Source organism: Pseudomonas sp. F007, from assembly GCF_057814275.1.
Genome location: NZ_JBVATA010000003.1, coordinates 94,650 through 116,324, shown reverse-complemented (window position 1 = coordinate 116,324; position 21,675 = coordinate 94,650). Strand labels below are relative to the sequence as shown.

Annotated in this window: 19 protein-coding genes; 6 read left to right on the top strand and 13 right to left on the bottom strand. The window is 61.6% G+C overall.

The features are described from left to right. Nucleotides 1-26: 26 nt before the first annotated feature. From ACZYR5_RS07990 to ACZYR5_RS07955, 8 genes are all read right to left on the bottom strand, one after another. Nucleotides 27-4,739, bottom strand: coding sequence for an RHS repeat-associated core domain-containing protein (locus ACZYR5_RS07990; RefSeq protein ID WP_489089133.1), 4,713 nt, complete (start codon nucleotides 4,737-4,739; stop codon nucleotides 27-29). 16 nt (nucleotides 4,740-4,755) lie between these two features. Next, nucleotides 4,756-5,847 carry a hypothetical protein gene (locus tag ACZYR5_RS07985; protein ID WP_489089132.1) on the bottom strand — a complete coding sequence of 364 codons (1,092 nt, stop codon included), beginning with the start codon at nucleotides 5,845-5,847 and terminating at the stop codon, nucleotides 4,756-4,758. A gap of 195 nt (nucleotides 5,848-6,042) precedes the next feature. After that, nucleotides 6,043-6,972 carry a sigma 54-interacting transcriptional regulator gene (locus ACZYR5_RS07980; protein ID WP_489089131.1) on the bottom strand — a complete coding sequence of 310 codons (930 nt, stop codon included), beginning with the start codon at nucleotides 6,970-6,972 and terminating at the stop codon, nucleotides 6,043-6,045. A 57-nt stretch (nucleotides 6,973-7,029) separates the two neighbouring features. Beyond that, nucleotides 7,030-7,611, bottom strand: coding sequence for an alpha/beta hydrolase (locus tag ACZYR5_RS07975; protein ID WP_489089130.1), 582 nt, complete (start codon nucleotides 7,609-7,611; stop codon nucleotides 7,030-7,032). Between the two features lie 178 nt (nucleotides 7,612-7,789). Continuing rightward, nucleotides 7,790-8,191 carry an ExbD/TolR family protein gene (locus ACZYR5_RS07970; RefSeq protein ID WP_027617233.1) on the bottom strand — a complete coding sequence of 134 codons (402 nt, stop codon included), beginning with the start codon at nucleotides 8,189-8,191 and terminating at the stop codon, nucleotides 7,790-7,792. 1 nt (nucleotide 8,192) lies between these two features. After that, on the bottom strand, nucleotides 8,193-8,915 hold the full coding sequence (locus ACZYR5_RS07965; RefSeq protein WP_489089129.1) for a MotA/TolQ/ExbB proton channel family protein: 723 nt from the start codon (nucleotides 8,913-8,915) through the stop codon (nucleotides 8,193-8,195). Nucleotides 8,916-8,960: 45 nt separating this feature from the next. Beyond that, complete coding sequence (locus ACZYR5_RS07960; protein WP_489089128.1) at nucleotides 8,961-9,767, bottom strand: energy transducer TonB; 807 nt, start codon at nucleotides 9,765-9,767, stop codon at nucleotides 8,961-8,963. Between the two features lie 333 nt (nucleotides 9,768-10,100). Continuing rightward, complete coding sequence (locus ACZYR5_RS07955; RefSeq protein WP_489089127.1) at nucleotides 10,101-10,982, bottom strand: LysR substrate-binding domain-containing protein; 882 nt, start codon at nucleotides 10,980-10,982, stop codon at nucleotides 10,101-10,103. A 108-nt stretch (nucleotides 10,983-11,090) separates the two neighbouring features. Here ACZYR5_RS07955 and ACZYR5_RS07950 point away from each other — a divergent pair, with 108 nt between their 5' ends. From ACZYR5_RS07950 to ACZYR5_RS07935, 4 genes are all read left to right on the top strand, one after another. Continuing rightward, entirely contained in the window at nucleotides 11,091-11,753 is a 663-nt protein-coding gene (locus ACZYR5_RS07950) for an ankyrin repeat domain-containing protein (RefSeq protein ID WP_489089126.1), read from the top strand. Nucleotides 11,754-11,769: 16 nt separating this feature from the next. Then, nucleotides 11,770-12,990 (top strand): CynX/NimT family MFS transporter, encoded by a 1,221-nt coding sequence (locus tag ACZYR5_RS07945; RefSeq protein WP_489089125.1) that lies wholly within the window; start codon nucleotides 11,770-11,772, stop codon nucleotides 12,988-12,990. Between the two features lie 354 nt (nucleotides 12,991-13,344). After that, on the top strand, nucleotides 13,345-13,695 hold the full coding sequence (locus ACZYR5_RS07940; protein WP_489089124.1) for a DUF6124 family protein: 351 nt from the start codon (nucleotides 13,345-13,347) through the stop codon (nucleotides 13,693-13,695). A gap of 246 nt (nucleotides 13,696-13,941) precedes the next feature. After that, on the top strand, nucleotides 13,942-14,895 hold the full coding sequence (locus tag ACZYR5_RS07935) for a LysR family transcriptional regulator (protein WP_489089123.1): 954 nt from the start codon (nucleotides 13,942-13,944) through the stop codon (nucleotides 14,893-14,895). Here the strand turns inward: ACZYR5_RS07935 and ACZYR5_RS07930 are convergent. After that, nucleotides 14,843-15,916 (bottom strand): fatty acid desaturase, encoded by a 1,074-nt coding sequence (locus ACZYR5_RS07930; RefSeq protein ID WP_489089122.1) that lies wholly within the window; start codon nucleotides 15,914-15,916, stop codon nucleotides 14,843-14,845. The two genes, ACZYR5_RS07935 and ACZYR5_RS07930, sit on opposite strands and share 53 nt — an antisense overlap. A 100-nt stretch (nucleotides 15,917-16,016) precedes the next feature. Between ACZYR5_RS07930 and ACZYR5_RS07925 the strand changes: the two genes are divergently transcribed. Beyond that, complete coding sequence (locus ACZYR5_RS07925) at nucleotides 16,017-17,021, top strand: AraC family transcriptional regulator (RefSeq protein WP_489089121.1); 1,005 nt, start codon at nucleotides 16,017-16,019, stop codon at nucleotides 17,019-17,021. Here the strand turns inward: ACZYR5_RS07925 and ACZYR5_RS07920 are convergent, their stop codons facing one another. From ACZYR5_RS07920 to ACZYR5_RS07910, 3 genes are all read right to left on the bottom strand, one after another. Then, nucleotides 17,022-18,245, bottom strand: coding sequence for a type II toxin-antitoxin system HipA family toxin (locus ACZYR5_RS07920; RefSeq protein ID WP_489089120.1), 1,224 nt, complete (start codon nucleotides 18,243-18,245; stop codon nucleotides 17,022-17,024). After that, nucleotides 18,238-18,486, bottom strand: coding sequence for a helix-turn-helix domain-containing protein (locus tag ACZYR5_RS07915; protein WP_489089518.1), 249 nt, complete (start codon nucleotides 18,484-18,486; stop codon nucleotides 18,238-18,240). The genes ACZYR5_RS07920 and ACZYR5_RS07915 overlap by 8 nt, the downstream gene beginning before the upstream one ends. 127 nt (nucleotides 18,487-18,613) lie before the next feature. Continuing rightward, the gene (locus ACZYR5_RS07910) at nucleotides 18,614-19,294 is read right to left on the bottom strand and encodes a Crp/Fnr family transcriptional regulator (protein ID WP_489089119.1); all 681 of its coding nucleotides are present in this window, start codon (nucleotides 19,292-19,294) and stop codon (nucleotides 18,614-18,616) included. An 86-nt stretch (nucleotides 19,295-19,380) separates the two neighbouring features. On the opposite strand from ACZYR5_RS07910, the gene ACZYR5_RS07905 reads away from it, so the two are divergent. After that, the gene (locus ACZYR5_RS07905; RefSeq protein ID WP_489089118.1) at nucleotides 19,381-19,911 is read left to right on the top strand and encodes an Mpo1 family 2-hydroxy fatty acid dioxygenase; all 531 of its coding nucleotides are present in this window, start codon (nucleotides 19,381-19,383) and stop codon (nucleotides 19,909-19,911) included. 3 nt (nucleotides 19,912-19,914) lie between these two features. Here the strand turns inward: ACZYR5_RS07905 and ACZYR5_RS07900 are convergent, their stop codons facing one another. Then, a complete protein-coding gene (locus ACZYR5_RS07900) occupies nucleotides 19,915-21,672 on the bottom strand; it encodes a hybrid sensor histidine kinase/response regulator (protein WP_489089117.1) in 1,758 nt (585 codons plus the stop codon). Nucleotides 21,673-21,675 lie beyond the last annotated feature (3 nt).

The following is a 21,675-nucleotide window of genomic DNA, read 5'->3' as shown; positions in this document are numbered from 1 at the left end:
GCAATTTAACACGGTGTCCGCAGGGCTCATTCGTTGCGCAATGCCATGGCTTTGCTACCGACTTGCCGCGCCAGATCCTCCCAGGCCCCCAGCACCTCCTTGCGCACCTCCTGGAGGCTGACGGCGTCTGCAGCGCTGGGCCATACCTCGCGTAGTCGCCTGTCCGCCTCGATGGCCAGTTCTTCCGATTGTGCGGCGACGACCACTCCGGTTTTTGTAGCGCTCAGGGCGGAGATCACTGTTTTGGCAGTCAGCACATGATTCAGCTTGCTCTGCACATTCAGTGTCTGCCTCGCTGCCGCAGCGAGAACCGAAGCCCGGGCATACATGCCCCCGCCCTCGGCCGCCCGTTGCACAGTTCGCTGCGCAGCAGAGACTGATGACAATGAGTTGACGCTCTTGGTCAGCGCGAAACCGATGCCTTTGCTGCCCGCCGTCGCCAGCGTCGTGGCGCCAAGCGAAACAACCCCCAACGCCAGGCTGGCATAGGTCAAGACTTGGGAAGCAGTGGAATCGGGCGCCAACTCACTGGTGACCGCTGCGGCCACCGACACCACACCGGATACGACTTCCAGGGTCAAATAGGCCAGGCCTGAAATCGATAGCCCTGCCAGGGGTGCTGCCGCGCCGAGGGTGACAACGGTCAACGCCACTGCGGCGGCCGCCAATAACGCGGTGACGCCGATTTTCACCCAGCCCCAGACCGAAATGTGCCCGCTGGGGTCCTTGAAATTGATCGGGTCGCCCTGGCAATACGCGTAGGCATTGAGCCCACCGCCACCGAACGGGCTCCAACTGTCGGGGCTGTGAAAGCGCATCAACTGCGGGTTGTAGGGCCGATAGCCGTTGCCGAGCAAATAACACCCGGTCGCAGGGTCGAGGCGCTCGCCCTGAAACCCCAGCAGACCGCCCAACCCAGCGGTGATTGCGCGATGACCATAGGGCGCGTGGGACAACACGGAATCACTCTCTGCGGACACACGCTTGAGCGCCGTCCCCTGACCATCGGTAACGAACAGGACAGTCGAATCACCCTGCTGTTCGGCCAGCACCTGGCCGCCGCACTCCAGCAGGCTGCGACGCTGGCGCCCGTCGACCTCACTGCACAGCGCATCGCCCTTATAGAACTGCCTGGTCCACTCACCCGACTCGCTGCTGACGCTGTGCAACCGGTCCTCGGCGTCGAACCCATAGTGCGTATCGGCGCTGCTTGAAACGCTCGCCAGCCGACTCAAGGCATCAAACCTGAATTGGCGCCCCTGTTCATCGTTGAGCAGGTTGCCATTGCCATCGTATTCAAAGCTCACCGCCTGCGGCTGATAATCCCCATGGCTGTGGGTCAATGAACTCATCTGCGTCTTGTCCGCACGCTCGTAGGCAAAGGTACACAGGTCTTCACCACCGTCGAAAGCGGTCAGCACCGTCAGCAGGTTGTCCAGGTAGTCGTAACTGTATTGCTGGGAGTTGATGCGCTTGCCCCAGGGGTCGACCGGCCTCGCCGAGCCCTCGCAGTCATAGCGCACCAGCCGCGCGCGATTGTCGTAGGCGAATGTCTCGGTGCGCGTCGAGTCGCCGTGAGTCAGTGATCGCTGACGCAGCTTGTCGTCGGCGCCGAACACTTGCTCAATGACCAGCTCTGAGCCATCACTCAACAGCGAACTGCGCTTTATTTCGCGACCGAATTCATCGTGCACCAAGCGAGTCGTCTGCGAACGTCGAGACGCCGAATCCCGAACACTCAGCGTGAGCAGATCACCTCGCGGGCCATAGGTGTAGTGGGCCGACACCGGACCTTGCTCGATCTGCACCGGTCGCGCTGCGCTGTCGTAGTCATAGGTGGTTTGCAGGTTGTTGACATCGACAAAGCCGGTGAGCAGCCCATTCAATGAGCTGGAAGTGCTTGTGCGGTAGCTACCCGCGCTGGCGACCCACTCCTGAGTCTTCACGTTGCCCGACTCAAAGTAGTCCAGCCGGTGCTGCACCACGGGATTGGCGGTTTCGATCAGTTGCGCCGTGCGAGGATCGAATCGGTAGCGGGCCGACAACGCCGCATGGCTGCCTTCCCTTGAGCTCACGACCCCGTTGAGCAATGGATCAAAAGCAAACGTGATCACCTCGCCAGCTGCCGTAATGCGTTGGGACGGCTGGGTTTGCCAGCCTTCGTAGCTCAATTGCTCGGTTCTGTCGCCGACGGTGCTGCGGGTGATGCGCATCAGGCCATCGTAGGCCAGGCTGCCCAGCACATAGTCGTTGGCGCGGATGTCGAGCGGATAGTCCTGGGTGCTGCAGGGGCTGTAGTTTTTTTTGATCGAGGTGCCATCGGGCAAGATTGTCTCCACCACCCGGCCGAACACGTCGTAGCGAAAACCCGTTGCAAACCCGGCTTCGTTGGTTCGGCTCAGGCAACGACCCAGCCCGTCGTATGTGAACCTCGCAATGACGCTGAGGGTACCCTGGGAATCAATACGCTCCTCCCGTTCCGGCTTGCCGAAAACATTGAGTACGGTCCGGGTTTTCCCTCCTCCCTCGGTCCAGCGGGTTCGGGTCAGCGCAACCGGATCAAACACATCATTGACCGCAACCCCGTCCGGACCCACGGTTTTGCACACGCGCCCCCAATCGTCATGGGCAAAGGTGGTCGTCGAGACGGCGGGCTCGCCCTCGAACCAATCGGTGTGGGTCTCGCTGAGCAATTGGCCCAGGTGGTCGTAATGAGCGGCGTAGGTCAGGCGCATCGGCTTGCCCGGACTATCGACGTCCTGAAGCTCAAGGCGGGTCTTGCGCCCCAATCCATCGACCCAGCACTGGCTCGACACACCCCGCACACTGGTTGTGTGAACCACCAGGCCGCCCAACGCCCCGGGCGCGTTGCTCAGTTCAAAAGAGGTGGTGCGCGAGGCTGGATTCACCCCAGCGGTGGCCGCGGTTTCCTTGATGACGCGGTTCAGGCTGTCGTACTGCGTCGAATATTCGTTGCCTGCGCCATCCCGAGTCTTGACCTGATTCCCGCTGAATCGCTCATGCCAGGTATTGCAGTCATAGGTCAGACCTGCGACCTGTAGTTGCTGGTGAGTCCTGACCGAATCCTCATCGATCGAATACTCGAATTCGAGACGATTGTGGCCATCGTGCTGGATCAACGTCCGCCGCTTGAGACGACCATAAAAGGCGTGGCTGGCATCGTCGATGTAGTCGAAGCGGGTATCAACCAGAGGCTCCTCGTTGCCGCGCTCGAATAGCATTTCCGTGGCCGGAGACAGGAAGCTGTGACCGCCGTCGCGCAATGACGGCATAGCAAGGTAGGTAAAAAAAACGGTCACGGTCGGCGCCGACGCAAAATCCGCTGACGCAATGACCGAACGTTGTTTCAACGCACTCTTGAAACCCAGCTCGTTGGGCGGACACCCCTCGGCCCCCTCGGCAGGGTAGTAGACATAAACCTCCCGGGCGCCACTGGGGTTGACCTGCTCCAGCAGATTGCCGAACTGATCATAGGTGGTGTGGGTGATTTCAGTTCGGGTCGCCGTGCTCGTGGCGCTGTCTTTATAAGTAACAGCCGCGCTGCGTTGCATTTGAACGTTGGCGGGCTGCTGATAAAAATCCAGGCCATCGACATCGTGATAGGTAAACGACTTGTGCTGGATCTTGCCCTTGGCAACCGACATTTGCGACAGCATCCGGTGGAAGCGGTTATAGGTCCTTTCGATCCGGCTTTCTTCCCTGGCTTCGCCAGCGATCAACGTGACCAGACGCTCGGTAGAGGAATAGGTGTAAGTCCCCGTATGGTCGTAAAGGCAATCGCCGTCCTGCGACCAGGGCATGCCGGAGAGATAACCCAGGAAGTTGCTGACCGAGTACTCGTAGTCTCGGGTGATGCTTGGCAATCCTTGACCGGGCGCCAGCACGCTGCGGCTCACCGCAGGCACCGTGGTGATCGGAGCCCCCGGCGGTACTTGATGACCGCGCGCCTTGTATTCAATGGTTTCGCTGCAGCCGCTGGGTGTACTGACCTGCGTCATCACCAGGAAACCATTCAACTGTTGGTAATCGAATGACCAGGTCAGCCGCTCAGCGCTTGTGTGCGAGAGGTTGATCTTGCGCAGCCAGCCATTGCTCAGGAAAAAGCTGAAGCTGATACGCCTTTGCGGATGATCCGGCCACAGCGTGATGCTGGGAGGCGCGTCTTCCAGGCCGTACTCGAGGACTACCGCGCGATGGAATTGATCACGCACCTCCCGCAGCACGCGCCGACCTCCAACCAGGGTGTAGGCCAGGCTGACCCAACGTCCTTCGTTGGAATACACGCGTTCAGGCAACCACTCGTCATGGGTTTCATCCGGTCGGGAAAGCTCTTCGACCATTCCATCCTTATGGCTGACAATCAGCCTGTCACCGTGAAGAGTGAGCCGGGTGTTTTCCAGTTTTTTATCTTTGACTACCACCTTCCCACCGACCCTGTGGACACGGTAGGAAATCCCACTGGCGAGCGTCAACCTGTGGGTTTTCTGGTTATAGGAACTCAAGCTCAACGACCAACCTGCTCCCCAGCCAATGTCCAGCGCTCGGAAACAGTTGAAGGATAGGGCCAGCGGTATATGCGGACCACAACCGTTATTGGCCCTCCAGCCCGCGAGGCTGATAGTGGTGCTGTAAGTGCCGGTGCGGGCATCCACACCGCTTTTGACGAAATCAGAAAACTTGAACGCGCCTGACTCGACTTCGGGTGTTGCTGTGCTCATCTATCTCTCCTTGATATCAAGTCATCAACACAATGCGCGTAGGGTCCGCCGGGTCAATGCGCAGTTCGAGCACCTGTTTATTCCCATACATGTCCTGCAAGAACATCTCTACCGACAGACAGTCATTGAGCATGAGCGGATCGCTGATTCGCTTTTTTGAAACATGCACAAGCAATGTGATCTTGCCGTCTTCATTGTGCTCAATGGCGACGCTGTCAGCCTTCTCCGCGTAGGAGTCGTACTCTTGAAAGACCTCCTGCCCCTTCAAGTAACTGATCACATAAGTATCAATAAAATGTTTATCTGGATGGCTGCGAGCGCGCAGCAGGTTGCTCAACCGACAACTGACAAACTTTATATGGTGCTGCTCGGCCTCCAGATGTAGTTGATAACGATCAAGCCGCTCAACGACTTCGGAGTCATAACGTTCATTTGCGTAGTGTTTGAATATGAATTTATCCCTGGCGTAGACTGCCGGCGCAATCGCCTTGAGACTTACCCGGCCGAACGGTGCTTCTTCATCGGAGTAAAAGACCTTGCCATCAGAGCGGGTGATGGCAGCCACCAGATTGATTGTCGAAGGCGTATTACTGTTCACATAGAACGCTTTGACAAAAAGACCTGGCCCATGGGTCCTTGGCCCATTGAACTCTCCCGAATAGGGCAGCGGTGCAAAATCACCGATCTTGTCCATGCTGTACTTCCAGACAGGAGGATCACCGTCTCGGATATAATCAAACTCCAGGGCCTGGCGGCTATAGGCGTCGACTAGATGTATATTCTTGAACTCCCCCTCGGATAGGTTCACGCCCTCGAACGCATCGTTGACCGCTCGAACGACAACTATTAACTTGATCTGCTGATGACCATTGGCATAGATAACAGTGGCGCCCGTAGCGGAAAATACTTGAAGCTTTTCAAGTCCACTCCACCTCGGCGTGTCGGCAACGTCAACGACCATTGGAGAAGGCTCGGCGACCTCTGACATTGAACCCTCATCAAGCTTTTCGAATTCGTAGAGGTCATAGAACTCATCAACTTCATCAATCTCATTCACTTCAACATCATGACCGGGAGCCATTTCCGCATCATTACCCATAACACTCATAAAACTTCCTTTTCCCTGAAAAATAATAGCCACTTATCGAAATCAACTCCCGACAAGCGCAACTATAATCAGAACAAAAAAAGCCACGCACTTAATAAATACTCCACCCCCCTGCAAATATTACTAAACATAACGCCCACAAAAAAAGGCACAACAACCCTGAGTTGCCATGCCTTGTTTAACCCGCTACCTGAGTTAGATAGTTATACGCTCCAGATAGCGTTTCAATGATTGAACCTCACCGACTTCGCCGCTTTCCACCAGCCGATCCACCCACTGCCTGATCAAGTCCGCCGAAGCGTCAACCACCGGCAAATTCAAATGCGCCGGCAAAATCTCGTCACCCGTACTGACCAACAAGGCAAAGTGAATGACGTTTTCCAGCTCGCGGGTGTTGCCCGGCCAAGTGTGGCGCTCCAGCGCCAGCTGCGCCGCTTCGCTGATCAGCGGTACTGGCAAGCCGAGTCGCTGGCTGTAGATCCCCAGGAAGTATTCCGCCAACGACAAGATGTCCCCCGGGCGCTCGCGCAGCGCCGGCAATTGCAACTGGCCTTCGCTGAGGTAGTGGTACAGCCGCTCATGGAATTTACCGGCCGCCACCGCCTGGGCCAGGTCGATGCTGGTGGCCGCTACCAGGCGCACATCCACCGGGCTCGGATGCTGGGCGCCGACGCGGGTGACTTCGTGATTTTCCAGGGCGGCGAGCAATTTGATCTGGATCGGCAGGGGCAAATCACCAATTTCATCCAGGTACAGGGTCCCGCCATTGGCCGAACCGAACCAGCCGGCGCGACTGCTGGCCGAGCCATTGAAACTGCCGGGGGCATAGCCGAACAGTTCAGCGTCGGCATAGGTCGGACTGATCGCGCCGCAATTGACCGACACGAACAGCCCACCGCGATCACTGGCCCGGTGGATATGCCGCGCGAGCAACTCCTTGCCGCTCCCGGTTTCGCCGTGAATCAACACGCTGGTCGAGCGCGGGGCCAGTTGTTCGAGCTCATGGCGCAAGGTGCGCGAGCGCGGGTCGACGAACACCAGCGCCTTGGCGCGGATGCTCAACGGGCTTTTTTCAGCGTCGGGAAAGGTCAGCAACGGCTGACCGAAAGATTCATGCAGACTCATGGCAGGCTCCCGCCCAAAACCGCCAGCGGACGGGGGCGTTCAAGTAAAAAGGGACAATCAGGCACGTCGCAGCTGGTGATGTTCCAGGCGGCTTTGCAGGCGGTACAGATAAGCGAATCCTTGCTCCCAGCGCTGATGGCCGGACTTCACATTGATGTGCCCGGCCCCCGCCAGGATGCCGGCCTCGGCCCCCCAGTGGCGCGCCAGCTCCAGCGCACGCGGGGCACTGACGGCCGCATCGTTGTCGGAACCCACGACCTGGCTCGGGAACGGCAGCAGCTGTGTGGGGATCGGCGCGAAATTGCGCAACGCCGGGGCGCACGCCGGACGCTCGACATCGGCCGGCGCCACCAGCAAGGCACCGCGTACCTGGCGCAGCATCGGCACCGGTGCGGTGGCCGCCCAATGCGCTACCGTGATGCAGCCCAGGCTGTGGGCGATCAGGATCACCGGCGTGCTGTCGGCGGCAATCGCTTCGGCCAGCGCCGCGACCCAATCTTCACGGCGCGGCGTCAGCCAGTCGGCCTGCTCGACCCGTGCGCTATTCGGCAAACTGTTCTGCCAGTGGCTCTGCCAATGATCTGCTGGCGATCCCTGCCAGCCCGGCACAATCAGATAGCGAATCGATTCGTTGCGCATGGGGAAGCTCTCCGGTGCGTGTCTGTTCCTGATCCAGTATAGGGACGACTCATATATTCGTTAAGGAATAAGAAGCTATTTATTAAGACTCGAATGGAATATAAGGCCTGAGTTTTTCAAGTCCGAAAAAAAGGGCCGCACCCTGCCAAGGAGACGGCCCTCGAAAAGCAAAATTTATTTAACGTGCGGTGATCACCGACAACTTGGTGATGCCCGCTCGCTCGATCGAAGCCATGGCCCGCGCCACTTCGCCGTAGTTCACGCCGTCGTCGGCCTGCAGTTGCACACGCACCTCCGGGTCCTTGGCCTTGGCGGCCTGCAGGTTGAACTCCAGCAGGTCGGGGGCGATTTCATCCTTGTTGATGAACAGCTTGCCGGCGCCGTCGATGCTCACCACCAACGGGTCTTTCTGCTCCACCGGGGCCACCGCCTCGGTCTTCGGCAAGTTGATCGGAATGGCATTGGTCAGCAGGGGCGCGGTGACGATGAACACCACCAGCAGCACCAGCATCACATCCACCAGAGGCGTGACGTTGATCTCGCTCAGCACCTCATCACTGTCTTGGGTGGAGAAGGCCATATCAGGACGCCTCCTTCACTTTCAGCGCGCCGCCCTGCACCGCCTGTTTCTGTGCGGCGGGGTGCAGCAGCACGCGGAACGCACTCTTCTGCGCCAGGCTGTAGAAGTCGTGGGCAAAGTCATCGAGGTCGGCGGCCGTCAGCTTCAGGCGCCGCAGGAAATAGTTGTAAACCAGCACTGCCGGGACAGCGACCGCGATCCCCACGCCGGTCGCCACCAGCGCCGCACCGATCGGCCCGGCCACGGTTTCCAGGCTCGCCGAGCCGGCGGCGCTGATGCCTTTCAAGGCTTCCATGATTCCCCAGACGGTGCCGAACAAACCAATGAACGGCGAGGTGCTGCCAATGCTCGCGACCACCGCCAGGCCGGTTTCCAGGGAACGCCGCTCGCGCACGATCTGCTGGCGCAAGGCGCGCTCCAGACGGTCCTGATGATTGATCGCCTGGCTCAGGTCTGCCGCCGGCGCGTCGCCGACCTGGATCGCTGCATAACCGGCCTGCGCCACTCGCGCTGCGGCACCGGGTTGGGTCTCACTCAACTCGGCCGCCGCGTCGAGGCTGGAGGCAGCCCAGAATTGCTTATGGAATTTGCGATCTTGCGCCTTGAGGCGGGCGAACTGCACGCCCTTGAGCAACGCCAGGCCCCAGGTGGCGACGGAAAAAACCACCAGCAGCCAGATCACCGCGCTTTCGATGGATTCGAGTGGAGATGCCAGTAACGTCATGATGTGTTCCCTCTGTGTAAACGTTTAGCGCGAATAGGTTGCTGTTCAATGAATCTTGAAATCGATCGGCACGCTGACCCAGCCGTCCTGGGCCACGTCGCCCTGTTTGGCCGGGACGAAACTCCAGCGCTTCACCGCGCTTAAAGCCGCGTCGTCGAGTTGCTGGCGGCCACTGCTCTTCTGGATCTGGATCTCACCCGGCTTGCCGCTGGCCAACACGTGCACCCTTAACAGCACCGTGCCTTCCCACCCGCGACGCTGGGCCAGCGACGGGTATTCCGGCGCCGGATTTTTCAGGTAAGCGGCGTTGGCCGAGGCCGGCGTTACCGGCGCGGGCGCCGGTGGTGCAGGGGGTGCCGGAGCCGCCACCGGGGCTGCCGGTTGCGCGGGTGCCGGCGGTTGTTGAACCGCCTTGGGCGCAGGCTTCGGCGTCGGCTTCACCACCGGCTTGGGCTTGGGTTTTGGCGCCGGCTTGGCGGCCAATTCATCCACTACGGGCGGCGGTGGCGGTGGCTCGACCACTGGCGGCGCGGGTGCCGGTGGTGGCGGCTCGACCACCGGCGGTGCCGGACGCGAGAACTCGATGGTCATCGGCGGAATTTCCGGCGGGACAATCGGCAGCGCTGGCGTCGGTTGTTGATTGACCCAGTAAATCACCGCGCCATGCACCAGCACCGCCAGCACCGCCAGCGCAATCGCCTCCCGCCGACGCAGACTACTTTTCGGCGTCTGCTGCAGGCGCAATTGGCCCAGCGGCGTGCGGTACGGTCGACCAAGATCGACCAGCTCGGCACTCGGTGCCTGGCGCCACGACACGTCATGTGCGCTGGCGGCGGTCTGGACGTTGCCCATTGAATGACTCCCTACGGTCTCTTTGCGAATAACCCGCCACCCACGCTTGTACAGCCCCCCGCGCTGGTGTCAGGGGTGAATGATTGGCGTGGAGTGCTTATCCCTTAAAGTAATTTTTAAGGCTTCGCATAGATCCGAATGGAATATATGTTTTTGCTGAATGACGTAGAGCCACGCCGATCAAGGGCTGTAGCGAAGGGGTGAAAAGTCGATGCTTTACAGGCATGGAAAATATTCACGCAAGGCATGAAAAACTCCCCTCCCCCTGTAGGAGCGAGCTTGCTCGCGAAGATCTTGAGGGCACCGCGGACTTTCAGATACAACGCGTCATCGTTAACGTTTTTCGCGACGGTGCGACGATTCGACAAGCTCGCTCCTACGGCCCAACTCCAGCAACTGCCCCTCCAGCGCCTTGCCCGCCCGGCTCAAGCCGCTGCGCGCATACAGCGCCAGGCGCACGCCCTGGATATCCGGCAAGCCACTGCTGGTCTCGAGCACCCGATGACCGGCCGTGACCACGCGCACCGGCAACAGGCTGATGCCCAGCCCGGCAGTCACCGCCGAACAGACACTGGCCAGGCTCGCGCTGGAATAGGCGATGCGCCAACGCCAGCCGCCCACTTCCAGGTGATGCAGCATTTCGTGGCGATACAGCCCTCCCACCGGAAACGCCACCAACGGCAACGGCTCGCGACCGAACGCTGGGTTCTCGGCACTGTCGACCCAGCACAGCGGCTCCGGCCAGGACGCCAGGCACTCGTCGTTGTGGCCCATTTGCTTGACCAGCAGCAGATCGAACTCGCCGCGCTGGTACAGGCGCCGCAACTCCGGCCCCAGGCCGCTGGTGACCTCCAGGCGCACCCCCGGATGCTCGACGCCAAAGGCCGAGAGCAACGGCATCAGGCGCTCGGCGGCGAAGTCCTCCGGCACCGCCAGGCGCAACACCCCTTCGCTTTGCTGATGAATCAACACGTCCGCCGCTTCGTCCTGCAAGGCCAGGATGCGCCGGGCATACGCCAGCAGGCGCTCGCCTTCCGCAGTGGCGACTACGCGGCGCTGGTCGCGATCCAGCAGTTTGCAGCCGAGGCTGTCTTCCAGCCGGCGCACTTGCTGGCTGACCGTGGATTGGGTCAGGTGCAGGCGCTCGGCAGCGCGGGTGAAATTTTCGCTGTCGGCCACGGCGACAAAACTGCGCAGCAACACGGGGTCGAACATGGGTATCACCATTACGAATGCCACTGATTGGCATGGTTATATTTAATTTCAGAATACAACAGGGCCTCAGCATACTGGCGGCCAATCTGTCGTCTCGGGAATCTGTCGATGACCCTGCGCAACACGCTCAAACACGGCCTGCTACTCGCTGGGCTGCTCACGATGGGAGGCGTCATGGCCGCTAACGATGCGCTGCTCCAAGCGGTGCGCGACGGGCAATTGCAGCAGGTACAAACGCTCCTGCAGCAAGGTGCCGAGGTGAATGAGCGCGGGCCCGATGGCAGCAGCCCGCTACTGCTGGCCACCGCCGACAACCAGGTGGAAATCGCCCGGGCGCTGATCGCGGCCGGGGCCGACGTCAATCAGAAAAACCTGATTCAGGACAGCCCTTACCTGCTGGCCGGCGCCAGCGGTTACAACCAGATCCTCAGCCTGACCCTGAGCCATGGCGCCGACCTGAAAAGCACCAATCGCTATGGCGGCACGGCGCTGATCCCGGCGTGCGAGCGTGGACATGTCGAGACCGTGCGCCTGCTGATTGCTGCCGGTGTCGACCTGAACCACATCAACCGCCTGGGCTGGACCTGCCTGCTGGAAGCGATCGTGCTGGCCGACGGCGGCCCGGCGCACCAGCAGATCGTCGCCCAACTGATCGCCGCCGGGGCCGACCTGAATCTGCCGGACAACGCCGGGGTCAGCCCGTTGCGCCACGCCGAACAACGCGGCCAGCAGGCCATCGCCAAACTGCTGCGCGACGCCGGCGCCTCTTGAACTCACAGGATCTGCCATGAACCCTTCGCGCCTGCAGCCGCTCGCGGGCTGGCTGTTGTTGATCGCCCTGGGTCTGAACCTTCGGCCACTCCTGAGCTCCATCAGCCCGTTGCTCAACGAAATCCGCAGCGCCACCGGCATGAGCTTTCAAAGCAGTGCCTGGCTGACCAGCCTGCCGGTGATCTGCATGGGCCTGGTCGCCTTGCTGGGCATTCGCCTGGAGGCACGCTTGGGCGAGCGTCGCGGCATCGCCCTCGGCCTGCTGTTGATCGCCCTCGCGTGCCTGCTGCGCCTGTTGCTCGACCAGGCCGCGACCCTGCTTGCCACCGCCCTGCTCGGCGGGATCGGCGTGGCCTTGATCCAGGCGCTGGTGCCCGCGCTGATCAAGCGCCGCTTCGCCGGCCACGTAGCCCTGGCGATGGGCGTCTACTCCGCGTCGCTGATGGGCGGTGGCGGCCTGGCCGCCTTGCTCAGCCCGCACCTGGCGAGCCATTTCAGTCATTGGCAGGCCGGGCTCGGCATCTGGTTGTTGCCGGCGCTGGCGGCCTTGATGCTGTGGCTGTGGATGCCGACGACCGTCGTGCACGGCACCGCTACTGCCATGCCCGGCGAAACGCTGTGGCGCCAGCGCCGGGCCTGGTTGCTGGCGCTGTATTTCGGTCTGATCAACTGCGGCTACATGAGCATGGTCGCCTGGCTGCCGGCCTATTACCTGCAACTGGGCTGGAGCGCTACGCAGAGCGGTTCGCTGCTGGCGTTCATGACCATTTTCCAGGTCAGCGCGGCGCTGCTGATGCCGGCCCTGGCGCAACGACGAATCGACCGCCGGCCATTGCTGGGCATCAGCCTCATGGCCCAGGCCCTGGGTTTTACCGGCCTGGTGCTGTGGCCGCTGGAGGCACCGCATGCCTGGGTGGCGCTGATCGGTTTCGGCCTTGGTGCCTGCTTCGCCCTGAGCCTGCTGCTGACCCTCGACCACCGCCGCGACCCACGGGCAGCCGGGCAATTGGCGGCGTTCGTACAAGGCGTGGGTTTTCTGATCAACGCCGTCTCGCCGTGGCTGAGCGGCTGGCTGCGCGAACTCACTGGCAGCTTCACCAGCGCCTGGTGGGTGTTGATCGTCACGGTGCTGGCGATGCTGATGCTGACGCGGGTGTTCAGTCCTTGTAGGAGCGGGCTTGCCCGCGAAGATCTAGAGGACGCCGCGTGCATTCAGGCTGCCGCGCGTAATCATTGACGATTTTCGCTGGCAAGCCAGCTCCTACAGGGGATGCGGTCACCGCAGACTCGGCGGAAAATATCTGACAGGGCTTTCAGGTTGTCGCTCGGAAGCGGTCTCTTTAGGCTTCGACGGTCGCTGCCCATTCAGCGATCGGATTTGACCGTCCGTGTAAACTCTAGGCGCACAGCGTCCATTGATCATGAGCAGACGCTTTTTTTATGTCTATCATTTCATGTTATGGCGGCCGTGCGCGGGATACCTTCGGGTATGCCGGGTTCCTAGAGTCCCGGTCGGTCAACCCGAGTACAGCCGCCACCCTTATTCGTTTGACCGCGGACGGTGGCAGCTCACTACTCTAGGAGCTTCACCATGCACAAAATCACCCCCAATCCCCCGCCGCTACACCCCCTCCACGACGCCGCCGAACGCGCGCTGAACCACTACCTCGGCCCAGCCTCCCGCCCCACCGAATCCCCCGAAAAACCCGCCTCGCACCTCTTCAGTGTGAACCCCAACCAGGACACCGAAACCCTGCTGATCCATGCCTCGCAAACCCTGGCGGCGGTTGATGCCATGAGCAGTGATCTGGCTTTTGAACTGCAAGGCAAACAACGCCATGTGGCGCTGGCGATCCAGCAGATGGTGTCGCTGGGCGCGCTGTTGGTTGCGCAGACACTGGAGCGGATTGATCAGCCCGGGGCTATGCATTTGGGCGAATGATCCATCGACCTCAATCCCTGTAGGAGCGAGCTTGCTCGCGAAAAACCCGAGAACGCCGCGTTTATTCAGTATGCCGCGCGTCATCGTTGACGATTTTCGCTGGCAAGCCAGCTCCTACAGGGAGGGCGTGCATATTCCAATATAATCTAACAACATAAAAACTGATCAATTGACGGCATATAAAATCCCCTTTAAAACCTCAGGCATCCCTCACCACCCAGCCTTTTCCAGGACGCCCCAATCACCATGGACCTTCGCCAGCTGCGCTACTTCATCGCCCTCAACGAGCACCGCAGCTTCGTCCGTGCCGCCGATGCCATGGGCATCACTCAGCCGGCTTTCAGCCGCAGCATCCAGGGCCTGGAGCAGGAGTTCGGTTGCGTGCTGGTGGATCGCGGGCACAAGGATTTACGACCCACGCCTGAAGGCCAGGTGGTGTTGCAGCATGCCTTGAGTCTGGTGCAGGGCGCCGCCTTGCTGACGGCCCAGGTGACGCAGATGACCAAGCTCGATGCCGGTGAAGTGCGCTTCGGCTGCGACCCGGCCTCGGCCGCCAGGCTGGTGCCGGACGCGGTGGCGCGCCTGGTCCATTCACACCCAAAGCTGCGCAGCAGTTTTCAGGTGGACAACGGCCCGCGACTGAGCCGCGCCCTGAGCCGCGAAGAGATCGAATTCTTCATCGCCGACATCCGGCATTTCGAGGCTGATCCAAATTTCCAGACCCGCCCCTTGACCCCCAGGCGCAGCGTGTTTTTCTGCCGGCCAGGACACCCCTTGCTGACCAAGGACAGTCTGTCGACCAACGACATGTTCGTCTATCCGCTGGCCACCACCCAGCTGCCGGCGGGTATTCGCAAGGCGCTGGCCAACCTCAGCGGCCGCAGCGACTTTTCGCCGAGCATCGAGACCGAGCACGTGCCCGCGCTGTTGAAGATCGTGCTGCAATCCAACGCCATCGGCGTCGCCAGCACCGAGGAGATCACCGATGACAACGTGGCCCTGCTGCACTGGCGCAACCTGCCGCCGCACCTCGAGAGCCTGAGCACCCGCTGCGGAATTGTCAGCCGCACCGGGTATCGGTTGTCCCCCGCCGCACGGGCCCTGATCGACATCCTGCTGACGCTGGATCAGCCACCAAAGCCTGCGCTCACACCCGCAACCCTGGCGCGGCCTCAGCCTGTGGCGACGCCTTGCGCGTGAAGCGGTTGGCCCGGCCGAAGGTGCCGAAGTCATTGAAGCGCACCCCCATCTCGCGCATCACCTTGTGCGCCACCGGCACGGTCAATTGGCGGATGTAGAACGGCTCCTTGACCACGAAATGATGGATGCCGTGACTGCTGCCGAAGTTGAAGCAAAACGCCTGCAGCGGCCACAACCACCAGGGGTTGAGCACCTGGGTCTGCTGCATCACATTGCCCGGCTCGACGTCGCCGTAGTAGTGCATGTTGGAGCTGACAAAGTGCAGGCAAAAAGTGCGCAACACGTTCGGCCCGATGATCACTACCGCGGCAATATCGATTACCTGCATCACCGCCAGCGTGGCCTGCGACCACTGCACTGAAGTGCCCGCCAGATAAGCCACGGCGTTGATGGCGTGGAAGCCGAGAAACACGTACCACGCGCCCCAATGCAGCAACGCCAGTGGTGCATAGACCTTCAACACCCGGCGCAGGATGCTCAATTTGTGGGACCAGGTGGGTGCCCGCAGCAGGCGAATGAATGCCGACATCAGGTTATCGCCGACCATCAACAGACGCGCGATGCCCCAGGGCTCGCCATTGGTAATGGCACGCTCTTCCATGTCGGCTTCGGTGCCCGACACCTTGTGGTGATTGAGGTGCAGGTGGCGGCGGTGCCACGGGTTGATGGTGCTCGGCCGCGCCAGCCATACCAGCCCGAGCATCAGGTTGTGCGGCACGCGCTGTTTGCGAAAGTACATGCTGTGGATCAGGTCGTGCTCCAGCTCATGGGTCAGCGACGCCAGGAACGCGTTGAGCAGCAGGCACGCCCACCACGCCAGATGGCCGTTGATGTACAGCGTCGCCGAACCGATCATCCCGGCCAGGGCGAACGCCAGGATGCCTGCGCCCAGCGCATCCTGATGCTTGAGCAACGGGTAGCGCTCGCGCAGTTCGACGCCCCTGGCCAGCACCACTTCACGAATATGCGCCGAACGTTGCTGGGCATTCAGGCGATCGGGACTTGCAGAAGTACCGTGCATGCTTCCATCCTCTGGTTATTGAGGTTCGCATGCTGCCTTGCGCGGTCGCCCCGGGCGCTAGCTGTGGACGCCAACCTGTTGACCGGAAGCGCCAATCATCATGATTGAACCCACCTCCCTCGCCAGCTGGACGCGCGCACTGCGCAAACAACTCGATGCCCTGGGCCTGGACAGCGGCGCGCTGTGCCTGCAGGCCGGGCTCGACCCGCAACTGATGGACGATCCCAATGCCCGTTACCCGCTGTCGGCCACCACCCGCCTGTGGGAACTGGCGGTGCAGGTCAGCGGCGACCCGGCGATCGGCCTGCGGGTCTCGCGCTTTGTCAGCCCCACCACCTTTCATGCACTGGGCTATGCGTTGGTGGCCAGCGGCAACCTGCGCGAGGTGTTCGAACGCATCGTGCGCTATCACCAGGTGGTCAGCGACGCCCTTGAGTTGCACCTGAGCCGTGACGAGGACCGCTACTGCTTCACCCTCACCGTCCCCGAGAACAACCCGGCGCCGGCACCGGAAGCCATCGATGCCTTTGCCGCGATCTACGTGCGCACCTGCCGCAACCGCCTGGGCCGCGACTACGCACCGCTGGCGGTGTACCTGCGCCGCCCGCCACCGGCGGATCCCCATCCCTGGCACAAGGTATTCCGCGCGCCGGTGCATTTCGCCGCCGCGCAAGACCGCCTGGAATTTTCCCTCGATGACTTCGACAGCCACCTGGACGACGCCAATCCGGAACTGGCCGAGCACAACGAAACCGTGCTCAAGCGCACCCTGGCGCAACTCAAGCCGCTGACCTGGGAACGCAAGGTGCGCGACGCCATCGAGGAACAATTGCCCGAAGGCGAACCCAGCGCCGAGCGTATCGCCCAGGCCTTGCACTTGAGCTTGCGCAGCCTGCAACGGCACCTGGCGGATGAAGGTTGTCGCTTCGACACACTGCTCAACGAAAGCCGCGAGAACCTCGCGCTGCTGCACCTGCGCGACCCGCAGTGCTCACTGAGCGAGATCAGCTACCTGTTGGGATTTGCCGACACCAGCAGCTTCAGCCGTGCCTTCAAACGCTGGACCGGAATGACGCCGGGGCAGTTTCGCGATGGTTTGAGTTGATCAGCTGTTCACCAGACTGAACGCCGCGCCGGCGCGCCATTGCTCGAGCATGGCAGTGCCGATCTCGACAAAGCCCGGGTTGAACTTCATATAGCGCTTCATCTCGACCATCGCCAATGCCATGCCGTGCACCACCTGCTGCAACAGCTCGTTGCAGCGGCCCTCGCACAGGTTGCAGGCCAGCCGGCCGAAGCGCACCAGTCGCTTGCGCGCAGGCCAGGCTTTCGAACCGTCCAACAGCAGCGCCAGGCTGTCGTTGCCGCCGTACACCGAGGTGGTCACGATGTCGTAGGCCGGCGCCAGGCTGACCGGGGCGTGCGCCGCGCAATCGGGGTACAGCAGGCCAAAATTCTTCAGGTGGGCATCGCCGTTTTTCACCCCCGCTGACAGGGCGACCCTCTTGAACAACGACTCCAGCGCGTGCTTGAGCAAGGGCGGCGAAACGAATGCCTTGATCTGCCTGGCAGCGCCTTCGTAAGAGCCCGCGTATCGAGCGGTTGCCGGCCAGGCGTTGAGCGCACACAGATCTTCGAACCCCAGCGTGCCCTGGGCAGTGCAGTCGAAACGCTCCACGAGGAGGAATTGACCGCGCTCGCTCAACTCGAATTTCGGTACCTCGAGCCCCGAATGCAGGGCCGCGCGCAGGCAGAAATATTCGTTGCTGGCCAGTTCCGGGTAGTGCTCGGCATCGAAGGTCTTGAGCAGGTGGGAGGCGCCCCGATGGGCCAAGCGTGCGGCGCTGTCACGCACCAGCACTTTGGGCTGCACGCCGCTGACACCGGAATACTCGGCACAGGTCTGCAGCAGCGCTTCAAACAGGCCTGGCGTGGTGTCCTGGGCGAGCAACTCGGTGAGGCTGGTTTCCGGGAATCGGTGTTTTTCCCGTTGACCGTCGGTGACCTGCAATCGGCCCAACAGGTGTGGACCGGTGATCGCCAGCAGGTCGAAGTCGTCAAACCCGCCAGCGGATTTGGCGAACCGTCGCTGCAGTTCGTCGCGCAACGCGCCTTGCGCCAGATTCGTCTGCAAAACCGGCGGTACGCCTCCTTCCCATCGATAACTCTCGAGCCGAATCGGCATGGTCAGGGACACTGCGTCGCTATCCGCAGCATCCGCCGCGTAATTGAGCACGGTGTCGGCCAAGACTTCGCCACGCCCCAACGTCGCCACCTGGCGCTCGCCTGCCTTGACCTGTAATCGCCGGGCGTCGCGAGGCTCAGCCATGGAAACCTGCTTTTTGCAGACTGTCGAGGGTTGGGCGTGAGGTCTGACGGGGCGCAGCCGTCAGTTCGTAGCCGAAGCCATTGAGGATGGCTTCGACCTTGCGGATGCCGATCTCCGGCAGCGTGTTGTTCTCGATACCCGAGATCGTCGCACGGCTCATGCCGTATTGTTCGGCGAGCATCTGCTGTGTCAGCCGACGTTCTTTGCGTAGCGATTTGATCAGTTGACCGAGGTTTTCCATAAACACCAGATGCACTCTATAGAATGCACTTTATTAAATTATTTAAATTTGCATCGTATTTGATGCATAAACCAACCAAGCATAGCTCGTTTTTTGACCAAACACGGCGGCGCAAGACGGAAGGCAATCAAACCAACGCCCGCAAACCCTGCGCGTCGACAATCTCGATGGTGCCGTAACCGATCCGCAGCAGACCCTGATTCTCCAGATCCTTGAGGATCTGATTGGTGGTCTGCCGGGACAGCGACAACAGCAGCGCCAACTGCTCCTGGGGCAATTGCAACACGCGGCGCGCCGGCTCGATTTCGCCGTAGCCGTCGGCGATCATCAGCAAGCGTTGGGCGACGCGAGCCGGGGCTGGCAGCAGGGTCAGCTGTTCGAGGTTGATGAAGGTCAGGCGCAACTTGTGGCTCATCAATAACGCCAGCTGTCGCCAGTGCCCGGGGTGCTGTTCGAGGAGTTCGAGCATCGCCGCCTGGGGAAGCTGCAGCAAGGTGCAGGATCCGACGGCGTACGCATCATGGGTACGTGGCTGACCGTCGAACAGGCATATCTCGCCGAACCACTGTGCCGGCTCGATCAGGCTCAACAGCGCTTCCTTGCCCTGCTCGCTGACCGCGCCGACCCGCACCGCCCCCTCGAGTACCGCGTACAGGCCACAGGGCGCATCGCCGCGGCCGAACAGGCGCTGGCCCGGCGTCAGCCGCCGCACGCGGGCCAGGCCCAGCAGACTATCCTGTAACTCAGGCGGCAGATGGCTGAACCACTGACCTTGCATCAGGCGCGAACGCCAGACCGGGATTTGCATGCACACTCCAAGCTGATTGTCGTCTGCCTGACAGAGCGCCGACGGGCCGCAGGGCATGATCAACATCCCTACAGGAGGAAATAACAATGAAAAGCCTCGTTGACCATCTCAGTCAATACGCCGCGTACCACCGTGACCCACGCAACATCGCCAGCCACTTTATCGGCATTCCGCTGATTGTGGTGGCGGTGGCCGTGCTGTTGTCGCGTCCCTCGATGCCCGTGGCCGGATTCTGGCTATCGCCTGCGCTGCTGGTTGCCCTGGCTTCGGCGTGGTTCTACTTGCGCCTTGAGCTGGCGCTGGGGGTGCTGATGACGGTGCTGATGGGCCTGTCGGTATGGGTCGGACACGCGCTGGCGGCGCAAGGCACCATGGTCTGGCTCAGCAGCGGTGTGGGGATGTTTGTGGTGGGCTGGGTGATCCAGTTTGTCGGGCATTACTACGAAGGCAAGAAGCCGGCGTTTGTCGATGACCTGACCGGTTTGATCGTCGGCCCATTGTTCGTGGTGGCAGAACTGGCGTTCATGCTCGGCCTGCGGCATGACCTCAAGGAACAGATCGAGCAACGCTGCGGCCCTGTTCGCAATACGGTCCACGGCCGCTCGGGCCGCGCTTGATGCTCAGCGCGACTGCCGAGCCTCCAGGCAGGCCTTGAGGCTGTCGCGCAGCAGCGTCGCATCCAGCGGTTTGCGCAGCACCCGCAGTTGGCTCGCCGCAGCCTCGTCGAGGCAAGCGGCCGAGGTATCGCCGGTGATGATCATCGCCGGCACGCTGCGCTTGAGATACTGCCGGGCGCGGCTGATTGCTTCCAGGCCAGTCATCCGGCTCAGACGATAATCGCTGAGAATCAGGTCGACCGCCGCCGGCCCCACCTCGGCCGCCTCGCCATGGCGATCACAGGCTTCCTCCACCGAGGCACCGGCATAAACCCTGTGCCCCCAGACCTCGAGCAGATTGCGCAGGGCGTCCAGCACCGTGCGTTCGTCATCGATAATCAGAATGCCCAGGGCGTCCGCCGGGCGCGCCAACACCGGCGGCGCAGAAGAGAGGCCGGCTGGTGCGCTGAGCGGCACCCGCACGGAAAACATCGAACCACGTCCCGGCACCGACTCCAGGCGCACCTCATGCCCCAATAATCGCGTGGTGTGACGCACGATTGCCAGACCCAGGCCGAGTCCCTGGCTGCGGTCGCGTTCGGGGTTATGCAGTTGCACGAACTCTTCGAAAATCTGCCGACGGAATTCAGCGACAATCCCTGGGCCGCTATCGAAGACCTGAATTTCGAGCTCGGCACCTCGGCGACGACAACCCAGCAGTACGCCGCCGCGCTCGGTGTAGCGAAAGGCATTGGACAACAGGTTGTCGAGCACTCGCTTGAGCAGCACCGGATCGCTGTCGACCCACTGCTGGCTGTGGCGCACTCGCCATCGCAGGTGGCGGCTACGGGCGGTCGCGATAAATTCATCAGCCAGGTCGGCGAACAGACGCTCCAGCGATACCGCCTCACGCTTGACCGCGACCACTCCGGCGTCCAATTGCGAGATGTCCAGCAAGCCATTCAACAGCCCACCAAGGTTACCGATCACAGCGCCTAGGCGCGCCGCGACTTCGCGGGCCTTGTCAGCCAGCACATCGCCGCGCTCGGCCAACGCCGCCAGCCCGGCGACAAACAGGCCAAGCGCATGGATGGGTTGGCGCAGATCATGGCTGGCCGCCGCAAGGAAACGTGATTTAGCCTGATCGGCGGCCTGGGCCCGGTCGCGTTCCTGCTCCAGGCGACTGACCAGGTCGAGGTTTTCCAGGCGTAGCCGGATGGTCTCGCACAGCGTGCGGTAGGTGACCCGGCTGTAGTACAGATTGACCCCAGCCAGGCAGGCGAGGAAAAACAAATAGATGGTGTAGGTGTCCCCCGACTGCAGCAGGCATTGCGCCGTGACTGGCGCGAGCATCGCCAGCAACGAGCCGGCGTAGGCCGCGGGAAAGGCCGACAGTGAAGGCACCGCGCCGCACACCAGCCCGGTCAGCACCACGCAGGTAAAGGCCAGGAGCTGCGGATCGCCCATGGCAAACCCGACCCAGCCAAGCACGCCCCACAGCAGACTCGACCACCACGACAGCAACGCGGCCCGCCACCCCCAGTTCGCGGCCTCGCGCGGCTCCATCGTGGCGGACCGACTAAAATAGCGACGCGAGAGCACCAGCCGCACCAGCGTCAGGCCATACATGCCAAGGATCCAGACGATGATTTCATTCAGGACCAGGGCATCACGCAGGACATAGGCCACCGGCAACGGAATAACGAAGTTGGCAAACAATACGGCGTAAGATTGCCGATACAACAGATCGACGAGCTGCTTGCGCTGGATTGTCTGCGGCATGGC

Bases quoted from the DNA above. Each gene is read 5' to 3' on its own strand.
- ACZYR5_RS07925 (WP_489089121.1), top strand. From the start codon at position 16,017: ATGATTGAACCCACCTCCCTCGCCAGCTGGACGCGCGCACTGCGCAAA.
- ACZYR5_RS07910 (WP_489089119.1), bottom strand. From the start codon at position 19,294: ATGCAAATCCCGGTCTGGCGTTCGCGCCTGATGCAAGGTCAGTGGTTC.
- ACZYR5_RS07985 (WP_489089132.1), bottom strand. From the start codon at position 5,847: ATGAGTGTTATGGGTAATGATGCGGAAATGGCTCCCGGTCATGATGTT.
- ACZYR5_RS07940 (WP_489089124.1), top strand. From the start codon at position 13,345: ATGCACAAAATCACCCCCAATCCCCCGCCGCTACACCCCCTCCACGAC.
- ACZYR5_RS07965 (WP_489089129.1), bottom strand. From the start codon at position 8,915: ATGACGTTACTGGCATCTCCACTCGAATCCATCGAAAGCGCGGTGATC.
- ACZYR5_RS07915 (WP_489089518.1), bottom strand. From the start codon at position 18,486: ATGGAAAACCTCGGTCAACTGATCAAATCGCTACGCAAAGAACGTCGG.
- ACZYR5_RS07980 (WP_489089131.1), bottom strand. From the start codon at position 6,972: ATGAGTCTGCATGAATCTTTCGGTCAGCCGTTGCTGACCTTTCCCGAC.
- ACZYR5_RS07900 (WP_489089117.1), bottom strand. From the start codon at position 21,672: ATGCCGCAGACAATCCAGCGCAAGCAGCTCGTCGATCTGTTGTATCGG.
- ACZYR5_RS07905 (WP_489089118.1), top strand. From the start codon at position 19,381: ATGAAAAGCCTCGTTGACCATCTCAGTCAATACGCCGCGTACCACCGT.
- ACZYR5_RS07955 (WP_489089127.1), bottom strand. From the start codon at position 10,982: ATGTTCGACCCCGTGTTGCTGCGCAGTTTTGTCGCCGTGGCCGACAGC.
- ACZYR5_RS07950 (WP_489089126.1), top strand. From the start codon at position 11,091: ATGACCCTGCGCAACACGCTCAAACACGGCCTGCTACTCGCTGGGCTG.
- ACZYR5_RS07970 (WP_027617233.1), bottom strand. From the start codon at position 8,191: ATGGCCTTCTCCACCCAAGACAGTGATGAGGTGCTGAGCGAGATCAAC.
- ACZYR5_RS07920 (WP_489089120.1), bottom strand. From the start codon at position 18,245: ATGGCTGAGCCTCGCGACGCCCGGCGATTACAGGTCAAGGCAGGCGAG.
- ACZYR5_RS07990 (WP_489089133.1), bottom strand. From the start codon at position 4,739: ATGAGCACAGCAACACCCGAAGTCGAGTCAGGCGCGTTCAAGTTTTCT.
- ACZYR5_RS07930 (WP_489089122.1), bottom strand. From the start codon at position 15,916: ATGCACGGTACTTCTGCAAGTCCCGATCGCCTGAATGCCCAGCAACGT.
- ACZYR5_RS07975 (WP_489089130.1), bottom strand. From the start codon at position 7,611: ATGCGCAACGAATCGATTCGCTATCTGATTGTGCCGGGCTGGCAGGGA.
- ACZYR5_RS07960 (WP_489089128.1), bottom strand. From the start codon at position 9,767: ATGGGCAACGTCCAGACCGCCGCCAGCGCACATGACGTGTCGTGGCGC.
- ACZYR5_RS07945 (WP_489089125.1), top strand. From the start codon at position 11,770: ATGAACCCTTCGCGCCTGCAGCCGCTCGCGGGCTGGCTGTTGTTGATC.
- ACZYR5_RS07935 (WP_489089123.1), top strand. From the start codon at position 13,942: ATGGACCTTCGCCAGCTGCGCTACTTCATCGCCCTCAACGAGCACCGC.